Genomic DNA, 17,092 nt, shown 5'->3' with positions numbered 1-17,092 from the left:
CGACACGGATAAGTCTTCATGCAGTCGCCACATTCATTGATTATACGTCCCTGGTGTTCTGTGTCATCCATGCTCATGAAGTAGTCAGCGATCTGGTAAGCCTTGGGCCTGATAAATGAAACCGCGTCCATTTGTGGGGAGTCAATCTGGATGTAGCCATATGGCTTTGTCATTGGGTCACCTGTTGATTAGCTCTGGTATTGGCAGAGCGGTTGTGTGGTGAGTGGAGTAGGGCCAGTTAATGCGGTCAGGGGCAGTTGGGATTTGAGGGTAATATCTCGGCCAACTTAGAATCCTGAACTAACCCAAGGCGGAATCCTGGGTGTGAATCAGCGAACGCAGGTTGGACGAATAGTTTTTGGAAAAGGCACTCAAAAGCTGTTCTGCCGAGCGTCCCATTCTGTTTGGCCGGACCGCCGTTTGGGGTTTATGAGCGTCTATAAACAACTATTGGGTGTACGGCGTTATTTGATGAAGGACTGAATCAATCTGTTTGTCAGGAGTGGGGCGACCTTCTTCGCCAAACTCTCGGGACTAGATGATCAACCGATCGCAGTCTTTGAATTCAATCTGATCGGTATATGCCAGTTTGCCCATCCCATACAAGACTGAAAGGTTCTTGGCTCTGGCGGACTTCCTCAAGCTGCGCGATAGCTTCGAAAGTCGCCTGGCCATCCAATTCTGAGAACAGGCTGCGTATCAAACCAAATGGTTGAACTCGGTTAAATTCACGCATTTCGTGTGTCATCATCAGGAATCTTCGCCTATCCAGGATTTTTTCTCGGTGTTTCATTGAATACCCTGAGTAGCCAACGATTTTGCCCCGTAGTTCGTCAGGTTCGCCACTGAGCCGCTCGATATGGACTTTGGGTTCGTAATACACCTGAAGCGCTTGTTGCCACTCCTTTGCCCATTTAGCCGTAGAGACGTAATTGTTGCCTGCAAACATGGAAGGCTTTACCAGCAGCAGGCAGTGGAAGTGGGGGTGAACGGATTCGCTATCGATCTGGCTTTCGGTCACCTCAAAAAATCTAACGCCACCGAGGACATTGTCTTTCCAGAACCTGCGACTACTAAGTCGCTGAAACGCCCTGGTCATTCTGTCTGCAGTGGGGCGAAGGTCATCTACGTTACAGTCGCGAATGGTGAGAGTTAGGTATACCCACTTGCTGTGAAGAAGATGCGGATTTTGGTCCAAGAGCTGATGAGTTTTGCTGCAGTACTTACGTGCTTTTTGACGCTGGCATAGAGGGCAATGGGGGTGTTTGCAATAAAGTGCATCGAGAAACATGTCATTGCTTGAAGTTCGATAGGTTCGAACGTATTTTGCACAATTTATTATCCGGTGGCCGTCCGTTTGCCTGTTGCCGTCTGATAGGAAATGGCCGGCAGCTTCCTGCGCTATCAATTTGAGTACGCGAAGGTCATCGAGGGGGTTGCTTTTGCGCTGTAAAAGGCTCATTGGAGGTCTCCTCAAAGGGTCAACTGCTTAGCTTGGATTTATTTGTTGTGAATGCAGGCACAGGCCGGTTTCAGAACCTATTTGCCGATGAACGACTTGGAATTTAAGGTGTCAGGTGAGCTATTCAGGGTGATGTATGATGTAGAGAAGTTGTCTATTAATAGATAAAGAGAAGGGGTCATGGCGCTGCGGACCTGAAAACCTGAGTTGCTTTTCGTTTGTCTCCGGCCCTCATGGGTTCTGGCAACTCCTCCCCAATGGAGCCGGAATGCTCCTTTCAATCATCCTCGCAACCTTGCTTTGCCACGAATTTCGTTCCGGGTAGTTTGCTTGTGGCGAAGTTGTGAGCGGATAACCCGAACCGCTTGCTGGCGAGCTTTGCAAAGTAACTGAGGTCGTAGAAAAGCTCGTCGTATCGTTCCCCCCTGTTGACCCGATAGATAATTTTTCTGGGTGTGCTTATAAGCCCGTCAGCAAGATGTTCGTCTCGTCCCACTGCACTGGCCCATGCGCTGCTGATCAGGCCATAGAGGCTTCCCGAGTGGGCGTTGAATTTCCCCAGTCGGCGGAAAGCATCGTTATGGAAAAAGAGCGCGCAGTGATACTGAGGGTCGCCGCTGTGGTCGAATTCCCTAGTCCAAACGAAATGGACCGTGGTCGGGTGGAATTTCTTCTGGTCTCGTTCTAAATCAGCTTGGGACCCTGTAATTTTTGCTTGCAGTGTGGCAATGAAATCATCGAAAACAGGACGCCAATCTGGCTGACTCTTCCAGTCGAATTGGAAAGGAAGTCTGAGGTCGACCCTGACGGCGATTATGCTTTCGTGGCCCTTGAGTGCTTCTTTGATCGTTTTATCAATCTGCTGAAGGTAATTGTGAATGAATGGGCCTTGTTGCCAGATGAGAGGCATTCCGCTGTAGTAATAGCCATTATAAATCCAGAGGTTTGGGTCGGAAGAGTGTCTGTGGAGATACGGTGTGTCGGTCATGATTATGTCCTTGCTCGCTAATCACCGGGCACAGCAATGCGTGGATAACCGCACTATGAATAGGCGGCTTCACTGTAGGTGCGTGATCTGGTGACTGAACTGGCTTTGAGATGAAGAGGGGAGGTGTGGTGACAAAAAATGCCGTTAAAAACCCATGTCTGTTTGCCGGTCAGCTAAGCAACCGAATTTCGGTTCATGGGGTGGTCTTGGATATCGCGGTTTTCAATTCTTTCTGTAATCCACCCGTGGACCTCGGCTTGAACCCATCCCACGGAACGGCCGCCAAGCGGTATGGGTTCGGGGAAAGTACCTGCGCTAACGTATTTGTAAATCGTCGAGCGGGCTAGGCCGGTTTTTTCGATGACGTCTTTTAGTCTGAGAATGCGCATGGTCTGACCTCCTGGGCTGTTGTGTGCAGAACATCAGGTGGGGGTGTAAGGAATGATAGATTTGAACGGACTGTGACGGATGCCAGAGGCTGTTCATCGCTGATGATTAAGCATGAACGAGGTTAGTCGTTTTTTCTCGCCTTAACGCGATAAAGAGCGGGATGGTGGAGGGGCGGGGTAGCAAGACCTAATTTTCCCAGTTCCCTGGAACTGAAGATGTGTGGGCCTTCTATCTCTTCTGCAACTGGCTTGCCTTGATTTCGATCTAACCGCACTTTCCAAGAGCGGTGAGTAGGAGAATTGCCTTTTGTCATATCAAACACCTCGATGGCAAGGCAAGCATCCCTTGCGTCGCGAAATTTCGGTGGGAGTATCTGGTAGGCCTCATTCTCCAAGCTGGTGGCTGGGATGGAGCAGGCTGACAGAAGCTCTTTGGCTCCAAAAGCGACCGAAAAAATGTTTGAAGCAACTAACTGGCAAAATTCCAATATAGCCTCTTCTAGCTCATCATCCGCTGGAGATGGCTCAGGAAAGCAGAGTTTTTGAACATCGGTGGCCAGTTGCTTGGTTACCGCTCCAGATGTTGATTTGGTCAGTTCGTTCCAGTTTTCGGTCAAGCTCTTGGAGGCCAGTTCATATATCGACCAGTGAAGAAACTTCCAGCTGTCGGGAGTTGGTGCTCGTTGGAGGTATTTAGCGAGCTTGGGCCAGAGCTGCGGTAACTGATGCCTTAAGCGATCCGCAATGTTAAGACTCTCATCGTTTGCCCAGGGCCAAGGGACAGCTTGGCGACAAAACACCGTACTACCAGATTTAATATCATCTCCGTAACTCGGATGCCGCAGGTTCAGAAGGTGTGTGCTGTTAAAGCGACCGATGAACTTCGGGTTATTTCCACCTGGGGTAGAGCACCGAATGTATTGGTATTGGGTTAGTAGACGAATCTGATTTTTCACTTGCCGAACAGTCAATCCGGATCGCTTCGACAGTTCGCCGAAACCAGTCTTTCTGACGGCACCCCCGTGATCCGCCTGCTCAAGCAGGGCGATCAGCAGAATTCGCTGAGGAATCGTAAGTTGGTGCGGGCGACTTTCAAGTCGATCCTGTCCCCATCGCAACAACTGTGTGACCAGTGCGGAATGGCTATGTTGCCGGAGATTTTCTTCAACCTTGGGGGCAATATTCTGAGCTGATATCCGATATTGAATCCAAGGTAGCTCTCCCTGGGTCGACCGGATCACCTCCAATATCCCCTTATCCTGAAGCTCCCGCACAACCTCATAAAACTTCACTTTTGGCAGGCCAATATACCGAGAGAAGTTCCTTGTGGACGGCATTCGAGGTGAGCAATCACCATAGAGTCGAACAAAACCCAGGAGAAAGAATTTCCCGAAAGGCGAACTATCTATGTTAGACAAAGGGGCTAGCATGTGGTCGTTTCATGTTTTATTGTAGGTACAATATAGCGTACTCGTGATACATCACGTGTGTCCAACATGAACACGTAACGATTGTCACATGCACTATGCGTGAACTCCAGCTAGATTATTCATCTTGTAGTTAATGGCGATAAAGGTAGCTTGCATATGGCTGTAAATGTGAATGAGTGGGTTGATGGTCTTAAGAGGGAGGAGTTGTTGATCTTTTCGCTGAAGTATTTGAAACGCACGGAGCACTACTTTGCGCTTTCTCAGTTACACCAAAAGCCAAAACCGGACTCGACGGTACTGGTCGATACAGTCAATCGGTTGAAGGCGACCGCAGAAGGGAAGTTAATAGTAAAAGCACTACAGGATGCGGTCAGGCAGGAAAGGGCGAGGAGGCTGCGTGAAAGTAAAGGGAAGGCCATCAAGCGCCTTTCGCTGAACAAAAAGGCTTGCTCAAAGCTTGCGCAGCTTTCCAGGCAGACGGAGCGGACACAGTCGTCAGTCGTAGAGGGCTTGATCCTGGAGGAGATCGAGTTTCAAAAGGTTGAGAGCTTATACCTGAAGGACCAACGGAAAAAGCTGAAAGAGCTGACGGAAAAGCAAGAGGAGGCAGAGAAGAACTTGGGCGCCCGAGAGAGGGATCTTCAAGCCCGATTGACGGAGGTTTCGACAATGGAGGAAGAGTTGTCGGTCAAGCTAGGGCATCTCGAGGTCGTTAAGAAGTTGGTCGATAAAGTCAAAGATCTTGATGTGGACGGTGTTCGCATTGCGCTTCGGTTTGAGTCTGGGGGCTCTGTTTTACCGGATGTCGATGTTGAAGCCGGCAACGCCGAACAGTCAGATGTGGAATCATTACGTCTGTTGTGTTCGCAGGCTTTAGAAGGTCTGCGCAGGGATGAGGGTGCAAGTCAGGAGCAAGAAGAGTGCTGATCTGGAGTGCTCTTACTTACTGAGTGGTGCGAAGTTTCTCTAAGTACGTCGCCCAAGTCTGCATCATTTGTCGGCGATCTTCGATGAACTCGGTTCTGTTGTAAGCACGTCCGTGCATATCTGCAACGCGATGGCCTAACTGCATTTCAATCAGATGAACGGGGTACTTGAGCTCCTCCTGCAGCAGTGTCCTGGCCGCAGCTCTGAAACCGTGAGCGGTCATCTTCCCTCCGTATCCCATTCGATCCAATGCGGCTTTGATTGCCACGTTACTCATGGGGCGTTTTGCATCTCGGGCATTTGGGAATACATATCTACTGCGGTGCATTGTGACCGGTTCTACTTCTCTCAATATGAGAATTGCCTGCTCGGCTAGAGGCACTATCAAGGGGGCGCCATTCTTTGTGGTGGGAAGTTCCCACTGAGCCTTGTTGAAATCGATCTGCTCCCAAAGCATCTGTCTGGTATCGCCAGGGCGAGTGAACACCAGCGGAGAGAGCCTAAGGGCTGCTGACGTTGCAAAATGGCCATGGTAGGCATGGATATCTTTCAGCAGCTGCGAAACTTCTTCAGGGCGAACAAGGGCGGGCTGGTGTTTCACTTGCGTCTTGGGTAGGTAGCCGGTGAGATCTCGGGTTACGTCTGAGTCGACTCTTGATGTTGCAACCGCATACCGAAAGACCAGGCTGATGAGGGTCTTGACCCTGTGTGCAGTTTCGATATTGCCCTTTTTGATAATCCCATCCAGCACTTGCAGGATATCAGTCGGCTGAATTGAGCGAATTGGGCGCCTCGCGAGCATAGGAAAGGTATAGATTTCCAACCTTCTCCAATTCCGCACTGCATGCGCCTCTGTCACTTCAACGCAGTGCTTCTGCTGGTACCAATCCTCACAGAGTGTGCGGAAGGTATTCTCGCCGTCGGATACTCTCTGTGTAGATTCTCGCTGCTTGAGCGCGCTGGGGTCGATTTTCTGTTGGAGTAACTCCCTGGCTTTGTCGCGTGCTTGGCGCGCAGCCGCAAGTGAGATTTGTGGGTAACTTCCTAGCGACAGCGTCTTTTCGTTACCCGCAAAGCGATACCGCAACCACCAGTATTTGGACTCGCCCTTAATGACCAGTGTGAGGCCTCCGCCATCCGCCAGCTTCCGTATCTTCCCGGAACCTATGGCATTTTTTACTTCTTTGGCAGAGAGTTTATTGAGCTGGTGGGCCATGGATATCCAGTTTGTGGGTAACGAGGTCGGAAGAACCGGCCGTTACCCACAATGTTACCCACAAGTTTGCGTGGATGCCAGTGGACTCCAATGAATCTTGCAGGCATAAAAAAGCCCCGTTTCCGGGGCTTTAGGGCGTTTCAGTGGATCTCGCTGGACCCCTTGAAACTCTTGGTTGGTGGAGACGGCGGGAATTGAACCCGTTTCCTTTATCTACTTAAAGCCCACATAAAACCACAATTACCACAAAAGCATAGACTTACGTTTTCTCATGACCACACAAAAACACTTTGTTGCTTAGCTTGGTAGACACTTCGTTGACACTTTCGGTAATCTCTTCCATTTATTCATGGAGGAACGTTTATGTCTTTCTGGAGAATGTTTTTAGCGGTATTTCTCGCCAATACCCTTTCCTGTCTGGTGGTTGGTCTAACCTTGTTATTAATCATGGCTTCTGCTTCTCAATTTTATGCGTCATCCCTCGAGGCGGAGTACCAAGCTATGGCTCGAGCTTTTGAGCAAATTGGTCAATCTCTCGTAGAGCCTTTTAAGCCCCCGACTGCTAGTGAAATTAAAGCCAGGGATCGAGCTCGTCAACGGGAAACTAATGAGCGAATTAAAAAGAGGATGATTGTTGATAAAAACAGAGAGATGTGTAATTTCTGGACGTCTGAGTATTTAAATGATAAGACAGCCCAGAACGAGATGTACAAGAGATCTGCTTGCCAGCGTCTTCGACAAAGTTCATTGCTTTAACCTTAGATCGCCACCACTCAAACTGGCGAATTCCCGTCCTTGGTTTTTCCCCATGCCTTGGTGATTCGGTTTGCCAGGGTAAATCCTATCCGATTTTCAGGTTGTTCTCATTTCTCGCTACTTCAATTTCTGGGCTAATCTGTCCTGCTTCTGGAATCGTTTTCCCCGTCGTTAGCCAGTACGCAAACTGTGGATAAATTTTGCAAATAGCTTCTATGTGATCTTCATTTACCCGCTGTTTTCCCCCGCGAATATTAGACCACTTGTTTCTGTCTATTCCTGTCGACCGTTCCATGTCCCTGGAGGACACCTCCAGTACATTGAATAGCTCTATCATTCTGTCTTTTATCATTGGTATCTTTTATTGGTAAATATTACGATATATATTATAATGGTAAATATTACGAAGGTACAGTTACTCTGTATCTGCCATTGTAGTGTAACAGAGTGCAGAAAAGTGGACGAACAAAAGCATGTTTTCATGGGATCTATACCGGTTATGACTCAGGAGCGTTTTTCTCAGCTCTCCGGACTGACAGAGGGTCAGGTTCGGGGAATGATCGAAAAGGGCCACCTCCCGTCAATAAAAATTGGTAAGCCACGCTTAGTTAATGTCGCCGCTCTTTCACGTGAAGCTCTCGAAAAGGATGAATTCTGATGAAAATTACTCGTGACGATATTAAGCAAAAATTAGTTCATCTTCATACCCTTGCTTATCGCGCTGGCCTTTATGGCCTCCTTCAGACCAAGTCTTTTTATTCCGTTGACGGTGATTTATTTCGCTGCACTGTTTATCACTGGGACCAAGTAAATTCTGCACCCATTTGTGACTTCATTATTTCTTTGGATTTTTACGACGAATTTGGTCTTGATGCTCTTTCCAATGAGTCCGCTCTTTTCCGCCTTGACTCACTGTCAGCCTACATTTCCGGCGTTATTGAAGTTGGTCAGCCTGTTCTTGGTTCTGTCAATCTTGACCAGTTGGAGGCCGCGTAATGTCCCGCATACCTCCACGTCAACTCAACGTTCAAGACAAGGATCGCCGTTTTTATGTGGCGGCTCCATCGTCTGTTTATCTCAAACTCCAGCACGAGGCCATTACCCGTGGAACGGATCTTTGGACGCTTGGCGGTGCTGTTCTGACGGATTGGCTCTCTGCCGGTTGCCCTGATCTTCGTCTTTCTGATTCAGGTGAAACTGAAAATTCCCTTTCGCCCCCCTCGTCATCGTCACCGCTCGCCGGCCCCACAGGGGGTGCGGAATGATCAGCGCAAGGCTGCGCAGCACGCGTAGCGCCTGGCCTTGCACTGATCAGGCCGTGCCTCATGTTGCCGGTAAAAGAGCGGAGACGGTGTCGAGGGGGGAGAACCCCCCTTTGATTCCGAGCTGTGAGCAGTCGAGGCAAGCGGAGCGCGGCAGGCAACAGGGATCGTCACCCGTAAGGGCTGCAACCGTAGTTGCAGGGAGCATAGCGACTAGAGCCTGCCCGGGACGGGTTGCGCTTAATATCACGGATACTGAAAGCCTCATGCTTCAGCGATTACTGGAGCGTCAATTAACGGCAATTTCCCAGAGCGTTGCCTTCTGGAAACGAGAAATTGCTTTTGGACAGGAACCTACCTTCAGCATTGCCTTACGTGAACAAGAAGCAGTCTTAATAAAGCGTCTTTATTTCGGCCTTTTCGATATTAACAAGTCAAACCCAAAGCTCGTAAAAACCAACGCCTATAAAACGGCAAAAAACGCGGAGTAATACCATGCAATTTGAAATGACGGCCACAGTATTTAGCTGCAACAAAGTGACTGTTGAGGGTAAAACATACTGCTCCATATTTACTGGCCAGCATCCAGTAGGGGATAACGCGGCGAATACCCTGGGACTTGAGATTACAAAAATAGCTTCTGACCCATCTGTATTTGATCAGCTGAGTTCTGACGGTTTCAAAAGCGGCCAGTCTCTCAAACTCATTGCCATGCTTAAAAAGGCAGCTAATGGCAAAAGCCAGCCGCACATTATTGGCATTGTGCCTGGTCAACGGAACCAGCAACAGCCAGATCCGGCTAAGAAATTAGCCTAATGATTTACATTCATCCAATTTTTATCACTTTAGCCTTCGGTTTGATGGTTACTGGTTTTTATCTTTGGATCAATAATGACTGACGCCCAATTAACCGTTGAGGCTTTAAACAACCTCAACAACATGCAATTCGCGCTCGGGTGCATTCTAACGTTTGCACTCGGCTGGATAGCAGGTCACCAACGATGAACGAATCGGACCTGTTGCAATACTTCGGCTATTTTGTCGTTGCCTGGGCGAGTGGATACGCCATAAGCCTAAAAATACTAACCTTCAAAAAATTTGCAGATGAGGTTTCATCATGAAACAAGCTTTTAAAATGGTTAAAAAGAATGGCGTTTTGGTATGTGTTGTCAGTGGTCTTACCGCTCTGTCAACGTCTGCAGCCGCTGAGCTTCCGGCAGCTGCTTCAGCTGCTGTGACGGAGATCGGTACCACGTTTACCGATTTGGAGACCGTTATGTGGCCCATTATCAGCTCTGTGGTAGTCGGCTTCATCGCGGTCAAACTGTTCAAGAAGTTCGCCAACAAAGCCAGCTAAAACCGGTTTTTTCGGTACACGTCCGGCCGCCTTCGGGCGGCTTTTTTGGTTTTATATATGAAACGTTTCGTTACTTGTTTTCTCTCGCTTTTGATTTTGCTCACGGCTTCCGAATCGTTTGCCTGGACTATTGATTACAATATTCAAGAGAGGTTTGCTCCTCAAAATGCATATTGCAGTAGGTGGATTTCAAAACAGGAAGCCATTGATAATGTTAATGCAGATTGTGAAAGTGGTGATCTAGGTTGGTATTCCCGCGATCCTGATTATGCGTGTCGTGCGATCGTTACGAGTGATATTGATAGTTGCAACGCCCATTCAGCTGTGTCCGCAGAATACGAGCTTGTTTCTTATTGCGAATATCCGAATGTTGTTAACCCCGCAACTAACGAATGTGAGCCTCCTCCCTGCGAATCTCCTAATTATGTTGATGTTGTGTCTGGTGAATGTCTCGCGCCTCGCTCTGTCTGTTTTACGTCTATTCACACCGAAGAAAACGAGTGCACTTATATCGGCGGTGAAGATCCTGACGATCCTGATTTACCGGAAGGTTGCACACGTAATTACAATACGGGTGATTTGATTTGTGTTGGTGACGATACTCCTGCCGGTGAAGAAGCTAATTGTTATAGTGTAAACGGCGAGCGTTTTTGTCCATCTCCTGAAGCGGTATGTGGAAATAAAAACGGTACTTTTTCCTGCATTGAACCACAGGAAAAAGGGTGCGGCTCTTTTAATGGTGAGAATGTTTGTGTTGATCCCACTGGTCATGTTGTACCAGAAACATCTCCCGATCATCCTGATAACGGCGGTAATCTGGATGGCGATGATACTAATGATTTGACCGATTCTCGCCCTCCTGATCAGGGTGGCGATCCTTCTAATCAGCCGGATTCCGGTACAACGACTGATGGTGGCGCATCCGAAAAGCAACAAAAGCTTGGTAATAAAGAGCTTTCCGAAATAAACAAAGGCATTGGCGGTTTATCTTCTGACATTAAAAATATTCCTGGGCAATTAACAGAAACAAATAATAAAACCGTTGGCGATTACTTTAACGATGTAGTTGAATTTGGCAATGAGGCCATTTTTGGCACAGGGGTCGACGCTTTAATTGACGGTATTGATGGTAACCCCATGGAGGGTACTGGAGCGGCTAATGGAGTTGATGGTTTAGGTGAAGGTGTTTTGGGTTTTCTCCCGTCTGGTTCTTGCACCACATTTTCTTTTTCCGTCGGTTTGGCTAGTTTTCAAATTACGTGCGAATCCTCAAAACGCATTCGCGATATTCTTGGCTTTCTTCTTTACGCTTATACCATGATGTTTATGTTTAACATCGTGACTGATCCGGTTCCAGCGGGGAAAAGATAATGGCTATTCAACTGTTAGGTATTCCATTTTTAGCCGGCGTTTTTGGTTCCGTCATGTCAGGCCTTATAAGTTTTCTAGCACAGTTCATGACCAAACGAATTGCCATTGTTATAGCGGCTATTGCGGCTGTTGTACTGGTAACCGGTGTTTTCGTTGGCGCTATATCTGCTTTAGTCGATGCTATCCAGTTTTCTTTTCCAGATTATGAATATGCCTTCTTGTTTTTGCCTTCTAATTTTGAAGACTGTTTTGGCGCTATTGTTGCAGCCAAGGTTTTGCGCTGGGCTTATGACTGGAATATAAAAATTATTCAATGGAAGTTGTTCTAATGGCCGTGTACTTCGTTACCGGAAAGCTCGGCAGCGGTAAAACGTTGGCGTCTGTCGGCAAGATCCGCGATGCCCTTATAGAAGGCCGTCCAGTTGCAACGAATCTGGAATTGCGCCTTAACAAGTTGATTGGCCCAAACGCTAAAAAAACCGTTGTCTATCGTTTGCCTGATAAGCCCACTGTTCGCGATATGATCGCTATCGGCTCAGGTAATCTCACTTACGACGAATCAAAAAACGGCGTTATTGTTCTCGATGAGTGCGGCACCTGGTTCAATTCACGCGATTGGCAAGATAGGGACCGCCGGCCTTTAATAGACTGGCTTCTTCATGCTCGGAAGCTCGGATGGGATATTATTTTTATCATCCAAGATGTGAGTATGATCGATAAACAGGCACGTAAAAGCGTTGGCGAGTTTGTTGTTTATTGTCGTCGTTTGGACCGTTTGAAATATCCGCTTGCGGATAAGCTTTGTAAGTTCGTAACCAACAAAGAAATTCCGAAACCTCAGATTCATATGGGTATTGTCAAATACGGCGATTTGCCCAATAGCTTGAAAGTCGATACCTGGTGGTATCGCGGCATAGATCTCTATCCTGCATATGACACAAAACAGATGTTCACGGATGACTATGCTCACGGCATCTATCAAATGTTGCCTCCTTACTACACACACGGCAGATACGCTTGCAAAAAAACATGGCGGTTCTTTATGCGATTGACAAAGATCTACTTAAAACGATTATCCAAAGTCGCTGCTCTTATTGGCGGTCTTCTTGCTGGCGTAGCTCTGGCGTCTGTTATGCAGCCTGAACCCGAGGTTTTTCAGTCTACTGCCGTAGATCCTCTCTCTGAGGATTTTTCTGATGTACCTGGTACAACTCCACCGGGTGTCGTTCCCTCTAATCGCGATAAGCCGCTAACCCTGTCTGAGAAGTTCGCCGGCTTTGTTATTTCCGGTATTGCTGAAGATAAAAACGGAGAAATAATTTTTGCTGAGATTGCGTCAAAAGAGGAACGATACAACATAGAAAATCTCCGAGCTGCTGGCCATATCGTCCGGCTCGTCAATCGCTGTCAGATTCTCATCATGAACGATGACAGGACCGACACTGTCAGGCTTCACACCAGCTATTGCCCGCCAGAGCATCCTCCTGTTGATCTTCCAAGGATGACACCCCAGGAGCGTTACCAGTGGCGACTTGATCAGGTTCGCGCTACTGAACGTTTGCAGAACAATTATTAAGAATTCGCGGTCGTTTCGGCGCGTGACCCAGGGTGACTGCGCAGCGGGCGCACTGGGTTATGCGGCGCAACGCTCCCAGACGTCCCTGTAACACGTCTTATAGATAACATCGTTAATCGTCATACAGCCACAGAGAACCACAGTTATGCCTACCCATGATTTTGAACGTCTTGATGTTTTAACCGGTGAAGTCGGTAAGGGTGATCTTTTTATTGGTCCAGGTGGTCAACAGGTTAATCTTTCCAGTGTTAACGTTCTTTGGAGCGGTGTGGACACGGTTCGTCAGCTTTTTCAGGGTCGTCTGAAGCCTGAATTGCTCGCCGAAATTGCCCATTCCTATGATTCCGGCCATGACGCCACTTTCACAGTTAATAACACGCTTTTTCGGGTTATGTCTGGCCGTCGCGGTGGCTTCCGTTACATTTTACAAAATCGTGAATTTGGCCTGACTATCTTGATTCAGAATTTTTATGCAGAAGCTGACAGCCAAGGTACACACGTTAAAATTGAAACGTCTCCCCGTTGGCTTTACGAGCGTACCAGTGACCAGATCCATCATGAATTGATGTTCTGGGGTCGTCAGTTTCTTACCGGTATGGAACCGTCCGGTGTTGCTATCCACCTGGCCGTCGATTTCCAAGGTTGGGAGCCTCCAACTCATTTTGCGCAATCCTTTGTAACACGCGCAAAAACGGTCAGCGTTCACAACGGTGTAAGCTCTATAGAATGGGAAACAGGGTCAACCGTGAACGGTCGTGGTGAGACCTACACGTTCGGTAAAGCCAATAGTTTGCAGACTTGCCTTTATAACAAATCTAAAGAAATTGACGTGTCTGATAAGCGTGCATTCATGGAGGGTATTTGGGACTGTGCCGTCAGTGAAGAGTCATTCCCTGACACTTGCTATGACCGTGATAAACCTGTTTGGCGTCTCGAAATTCGGCTTCATCATCGAATCGTAAACGAGATTTGGCAAGGGTCTGACATTAAGCCGATTGTCGATTTTGCCGGTGCTGTTCCTCACCTCACGGGCCTTTGGCGTTATGCCTTACAGCGCAACAGGTTTGAGGTAAAACGCGACTGGAATCATCCTGTATGGACTAAGCTTCGTGATGACGTTTCGTTTGGTTGGGATGCTCCAAGCCTGGCCTACAAACGTGCAAAAAAGCAGCCCGGTTGCGGCAATGAGAAAAATGTTTCTCTCGCATTCGGAAATTTGATGAGCATTTACGCCCGCAACCACTTTAACCCTCGTCAAGCTTGGGACTGTCTGAAAACATCCGGACTCTGGGAGGATCTGACCAGTTATTACCGCAATCGAGGCATTGGCAAGAATGAGCTTTTCAAACTCATAGAGGATGGACTCATACGCCGTCGATTGCTTACTAAGGTGGCTTCATGATCAAGAAGCTTTCAACGGGTCGTTGGCAAGTCGATATCCAACCCGGTGGCCGTGGATCTCGTCGCATACGGAAAAGCTTTGACACTAAGCTGGAGGCGCGCCGTTTTGAATCGTTGGTGTTAGCTCACAATGCCCAGGGTAACGACTGGAACCCTTCTGCTCGGGACAAGCGCACGATCAGTCAGTTGGTTAATCTTTGGTACGATGCCAAGGGCGTCCACCTGAAGGATGGCTACAGGCGCAAACGTTCTTTGCTGGCCATTGCTTCTATCCTTAACGATCCGGCAGCATGTTCCCTCAAGCCTGGGCATTTTCTTCAGTATCGAGCGTTAAAGGTTTCAGCCGGCATAGCTCCAAAAACTCTCAATAATCACCTTGGATACCTTAATGCCGTCTACAACGAACTGTACCGGCTTCGCGAAATTTCCTACAGTAACCCTATTGAGTCCGTTTCTTCCGTTCGTGTCGATGAAATAGAGTTGTCCTGGCTCACGTCTGATCAGATTCAGCATTTGCTTCACACGATCGCTAATTTTACCGTCAATCCTCACGTTCTTTTACTGACACGCCTTTGTCTTTCAACTGGGGCCAGGTGGGGTGAGGCTGAGCGCTTAACAGTTCGTCACCTACGCAATTCTAGCGTTACTTTCGTCAACACAAAATCTGGCAAGACTCGCACAGTGCCTCTTTCGCCTGGTCTTTTTCAGGATTTGACGGATCACTTGACGAGTTGCGTTCATTTTTCTGGCTCTCTGAGTGCCTTTCGACGATGCCTTGATCAGTCTGGTATCCAGTTGCCTAAGGGTCAGTGCTCTCATGTTCTGCGTCATACCTTTGCAAGCCACTTTGCCATGAATGGTGGCCACCTTCTGACCCTGCAGAAGATCCTCGGCCACTCTACTATTAACATGACCATGCGCTATGCTCACCTTTCCCCTGATCATCTTGTGGACGCTGTCAGGCTTAATCCGTTTTCTGACGTTGACACTCCGTTGACACATCCATAAAAAATTTAACTCCAGAAACGAAAAAAGCCCCTAATATCAGGGGCTTAATTCGGTTTGGTTGGTGGAGACGGCGGGAATTGAACCCGCGTCCGCCAGCACTGTGCCTTAGGATCTACATGCTTGTGTCCTTCTACTGATTTAACCTCAAGCTACCCGAAGGCCAGGGCGCAAGAAGCGAGTTCTTTAGATCTTAGTCGTTAGCCAGTGAACTCTGGATAACGAAGCATCCCGTAAGCGATGACGTCCTGAAATGTAGCTCTGAGCTACGGGCGACTCAGTCAGGACGACTAGCAGCTTACGCTGCTAGTGAGTAGTTTTCGTCGTTTGCGACTATTAAAGTGCAGCTTTGGATTAACGAGATTGGCTGCCATCTCGACATGCACCCAAGGGTTCGCCACCAGCGTCGAAGCCATGTCGTCCCCTTACCGACAGTATATGTGGGTGCTCCTACTAACTTCAAGGGCTGTGTGCCAGAGAATTTAAGCCGGTTGCTCGCGCTTGCGCCGAGGGGGCTTGGTTTTGACATTGGTCGCGCGTGGTTTTGCGGGGGTTTCAAGTTCGATACCGGCCGCTTCGGCCAGCTCGTAAAAGCTGTCGTGAAAGTAGTCCATGATGGCGTTGGGGCAGGCCTGTATGCCTTGGTCTACGGTAATGCCGAACTGCACGTTGCCGGCGTAGCTGAGTATGCTCATGCCGATGCCAATGCTGCCACTTTGGGGTACCCAGAACATGGGTTGGCGCAGTTTACTGCCGGCCAGGTAAACCGCTTCCCGCGGGCCTGGCACGTTGGTCAGCACGGCCGAGGCTTTGTTACTGAGCATTGCCAATGCCCGGCGTTCCAGAATATCAGGGCCACGGCCAAACAGATCCAGCAGGCTGTAGGTTACCTGCGCCTGGTACGACCGTTTGAGCTCGTCCATGGTGTTTTGGATTTGCTGAAAGCGTGCCTTTGGGTCATCAATTTCGATGGGTAGGCTAACCAGCATCAATCCAAAATGATTGCCCAGCACGGAAATGGGCTGGTCCAGTGGTCGCAAGTTACACGGCACGGCTACCCGGATTCCACAGTCGGGAATCGCCTCTTTGCTTTCCAGGAGATGGCGGCGAATGGCGCCGGTAGCAGCGCACAGCAGCGTATCGTTAATGGTGCCGCCCATGGCTTTAGCGCAGCGCTTGACGTCGTTCAGGTTCAGAGCCTCGGCCCAGGCCACTTGCTTGCGACCGCACAGGGGTTGGCGTAGGCCGGTTTTTGGATCAAAAGGCATTAAGCCCAGCTTCAGCAAGTCCAGGGCGATATCACCGGCGGTGCCAATCAGGCGTAGAGCATAGCCGGGTTCCGATCGCAGTGACTGGAACAGAATGCTCGCTTGCTGGCTGGCTACCTGGGCACTGCTGACGGCCTTGTGCATCCAGTGGTTTAAGGGCTTTAACACGGTTTTTTTAGGCCTGGCTGGCCGCGGTTTTGGTAAATTAGGCTGCGGTGTTGGGTCGGTGAGTGAAAGCAATACCCGCACTAGCGATATACCATCGGCAATACAGTGGTGAATGCGCACAATCAGTGCACAGCCACCTTGATAATTGTCGACGTAATCGATTTGCCACAGCGGCCGGCGAAAATCCAGGGTGCTGCTGTTCAGGTCACTCACCAACGCCTGAAGTTCGGCTTTGTCGGCGCTGCCGGGCAGGGCGCGGCGGTGCACGTGGTTATCCAGATTAAACAGCGCGTCGTCCTGCCAGTATACTTTGCCGCTTTTTTCCACAACGCGCTGGCGAAAGCGACGAAATTTCAGAAAACGCTCGTTCAGCACTCGCTTCAGGTCGGCGATGGCGATGGGCGCGTCAAAAATCAGCACCGATGAAATCATCATCGGATTTTCCGGCGTATCCATGCGCAGCCAGGAAAGGTCTACACCTGACATGGGAGTTTGCGTAATCTTGCTCATGGGCCT

General features: G+C 48.9%; 19 protein-coding genes and 1 other RNA gene. 11 read left to right on the top strand and 9 right to left on the bottom strand.

What is annotated here, in order from left to right:
* Positions 1-565: 565 nt before the first annotated feature.
* The 4 genes from MIH19_RS19400 to MIH19_RS19385 form a co-directional block, all read right to left on the bottom strand.
* Positions 566-1,462, bottom strand: a complete 897-nt coding sequence (locus MIH19_RS19400) for a protein rep (protein WP_249006418.1) — start codon at positions 1,460-1,462, stop codon at positions 566-568.
* A gap of 277 nt (positions 1,463-1,739) precedes the next feature.
* Positions 1,740-2,450: an inovirus-type Gp2 protein gene (locus tag MIH19_RS19395; RefSeq protein ID WP_249006417.1), complete on the bottom strand. Its 711-nt coding sequence runs from the start codon at positions 2,448-2,450 to the stop codon at positions 1,740-1,742.
* Positions 2,451-2,623: 173 nt separating this feature from the next.
* Entirely contained in the window at positions 2,624-2,839 is a 216-nt protein-coding gene (locus MIH19_RS19390; RefSeq protein ID WP_249006416.1) for an AlpA family transcriptional regulator, read from the bottom strand.
* A gap of 122 nt (positions 2,840-2,961) precedes the next feature.
* Positions 2,962-4,131, bottom strand: a complete 1,170-nt coding sequence (locus MIH19_RS19385) for a hypothetical protein (RefSeq protein WP_249006415.1) — start codon at positions 4,129-4,131, stop codon at positions 2,962-2,964.
* Between the two features lie 294 nt (positions 4,132-4,425).
* On the opposite strand from MIH19_RS19385, the gene MIH19_RS19380 reads away from it, so the two are divergent.
* A complete protein-coding gene (locus MIH19_RS19380) occupies positions 4,426-5,196 on the top strand; it encodes a hypothetical protein (RefSeq protein WP_249006414.1) in 771 nt (256 codons plus the stop codon).
* A 16-nt stretch (positions 5,197-5,212) separates the two neighbouring features.
* Here MIH19_RS19380 and MIH19_RS19375 read toward each other — a convergent pair whose 3' ends face one another.
* Entirely contained in the window at positions 5,213-6,412 is a 1,200-nt protein-coding gene (locus MIH19_RS19375) for an integrase arm-type DNA-binding domain-containing protein (RefSeq protein WP_249006413.1), read from the bottom strand.
* Positions 6,413-6,775: 363 nt separating this feature from the next.
* Between MIH19_RS19375 and MIH19_RS19370 the strand changes: the two genes are divergently transcribed.
* Positions 6,776-7,168: a hypothetical protein gene (locus MIH19_RS19370; RefSeq protein WP_249006412.1), complete on the top strand. Its 393-nt coding sequence runs from the start codon at positions 6,776-6,778 to the stop codon at positions 7,166-7,168.
* Positions 7,169-7,253: 85 nt separating this feature from the next.
* Here MIH19_RS19370 and MIH19_RS19365 read toward each other — a convergent pair whose 3' ends face one another.
* Positions 7,254-7,463, bottom strand: a complete 210-nt coding sequence (locus tag MIH19_RS19365; RefSeq protein WP_249006411.1) for a helix-turn-helix transcriptional regulator — start codon at positions 7,461-7,463, stop codon at positions 7,254-7,256.
* A 362-nt stretch (positions 7,464-7,825) separates the two neighbouring features.
* Between MIH19_RS19365 and MIH19_RS19360 the strand changes: the two genes are divergently transcribed.
* On the top strand, positions 7,826-8,164 hold the full coding sequence (locus MIH19_RS19360; RefSeq protein WP_249006410.1) for a hypothetical protein: 339 nt from the start codon (positions 7,826-7,828) through the stop codon (positions 8,162-8,164).
* 102 nt (positions 8,165-8,266) lie between these two features.
* Here the strand turns inward: MIH19_RS19360 and MIH19_RS19355 are convergent, their stop codons facing one another.
* A complete protein-coding gene (locus MIH19_RS19355; RefSeq protein ID WP_249006409.1) occupies positions 8,267-8,455 on the bottom strand; it encodes a hypothetical protein in 189 nt (62 codons plus the stop codon).
* Positions 8,456-8,696: 241 nt separating this feature from the next.
* Here MIH19_RS19355 and MIH19_RS19350 point away from each other — a divergent pair, with 241 nt between their 5' ends.
* From MIH19_RS19350 to MIH19_RS19315, 8 genes are all read left to right on the top strand, one after another.
* Positions 8,697-8,921: a hypothetical protein gene (locus MIH19_RS19350; protein ID WP_249006408.1), complete on the top strand. Its 225-nt coding sequence runs from the start codon at positions 8,697-8,699 to the stop codon at positions 8,919-8,921.
* 4 nt (positions 8,922-8,925) lie between these two features.
* Positions 8,926-9,246 carry a hypothetical protein gene (locus MIH19_RS19345; protein ID WP_249006407.1) on the top strand — a complete coding sequence of 107 codons (321 nt, stop codon included), beginning with the start codon at positions 8,926-8,928 and terminating at the stop codon, positions 9,244-9,246.
* Positions 9,247-9,547: 301 nt separating this feature from the next.
* A complete protein-coding gene (locus tag MIH19_RS19340; protein ID WP_249006406.1) occupies positions 9,548-9,787 on the top strand; it encodes a major coat protein in 240 nt (79 codons plus the stop codon).
* A gap of 57 nt (positions 9,788-9,844) precedes the next feature.
* On the top strand, positions 9,845-11,158 hold the full coding sequence (locus MIH19_RS19335; RefSeq protein ID WP_249006405.1) for a hypothetical protein: 1,314 nt from the start codon (positions 9,845-9,847) through the stop codon (positions 11,156-11,158).
* Positions 11,158-11,487, top strand: coding sequence for a DUF5455 family protein (locus MIH19_RS19330; protein WP_249006404.1), 330 nt, complete (start codon positions 11,158-11,160; stop codon positions 11,485-11,487). Before MIH19_RS19335 ends, MIH19_RS19330 begins: the two co-directional genes overlap by 1 nt.
* A complete protein-coding gene (locus MIH19_RS19325; RefSeq protein ID WP_249006403.1) occupies positions 11,487-12,734 on the top strand; it encodes a zonular occludens toxin domain-containing protein in 1,248 nt (415 codons plus the stop codon). The genes MIH19_RS19330 and MIH19_RS19325 overlap by 1 nt, the downstream gene beginning before the upstream one ends.
* A 145-nt stretch (positions 12,735-12,879) precedes the next feature.
* On the top strand, positions 12,880-14,136 hold the full coding sequence (locus MIH19_RS19320) for a hypothetical protein (protein ID WP_249006402.1): 1,257 nt from the start codon (positions 12,880-12,882) through the stop codon (positions 14,134-14,136).
* Entirely contained in the window at positions 14,133-15,143 is a 1,011-nt protein-coding gene (locus MIH19_RS19315) for a tyrosine-type recombinase/integrase (protein WP_249006401.1), read from the top strand. The genes MIH19_RS19320 and MIH19_RS19315 overlap by 4 nt, the downstream gene beginning before the upstream one ends.
* Before the next feature lie 59 nt (positions 15,144-15,202).
* Here MIH19_RS19315 and ssrA read toward each other — a convergent pair.
* Together ssrA and MIH19_RS19305 are read right to left on the bottom strand one after the other, a co-directional pair.
* Positions 15,203-15,565, bottom strand: a transfer-messenger RNA (tmRNA) gene (gene ssrA, locus MIH19_RS19310).
* 57 nt (positions 15,566-15,622) lie between these two features.
* Positions 15,623-17,086 (bottom strand): wax ester/triacylglycerol synthase family O-acyltransferase, encoded by a 1,464-nt coding sequence (locus MIH19_RS19305; protein WP_249006400.1) that lies wholly within the window; start codon positions 17,084-17,086, stop codon positions 15,623-15,625.
* Between the last annotated feature and the right edge of the window lie 6 nt (positions 17,087-17,092).

This window comes from Marinobacter sp. M1C, from assembly GCF_023314135.1.
Classification (GTDB): Bacteria; Pseudomonadota; Gammaproteobacteria; order Pseudomonadales; family Oleiphilaceae; genus Marinobacter.
This window is presented reverse-complemented; position numbering and strand designations above follow the sequence as displayed.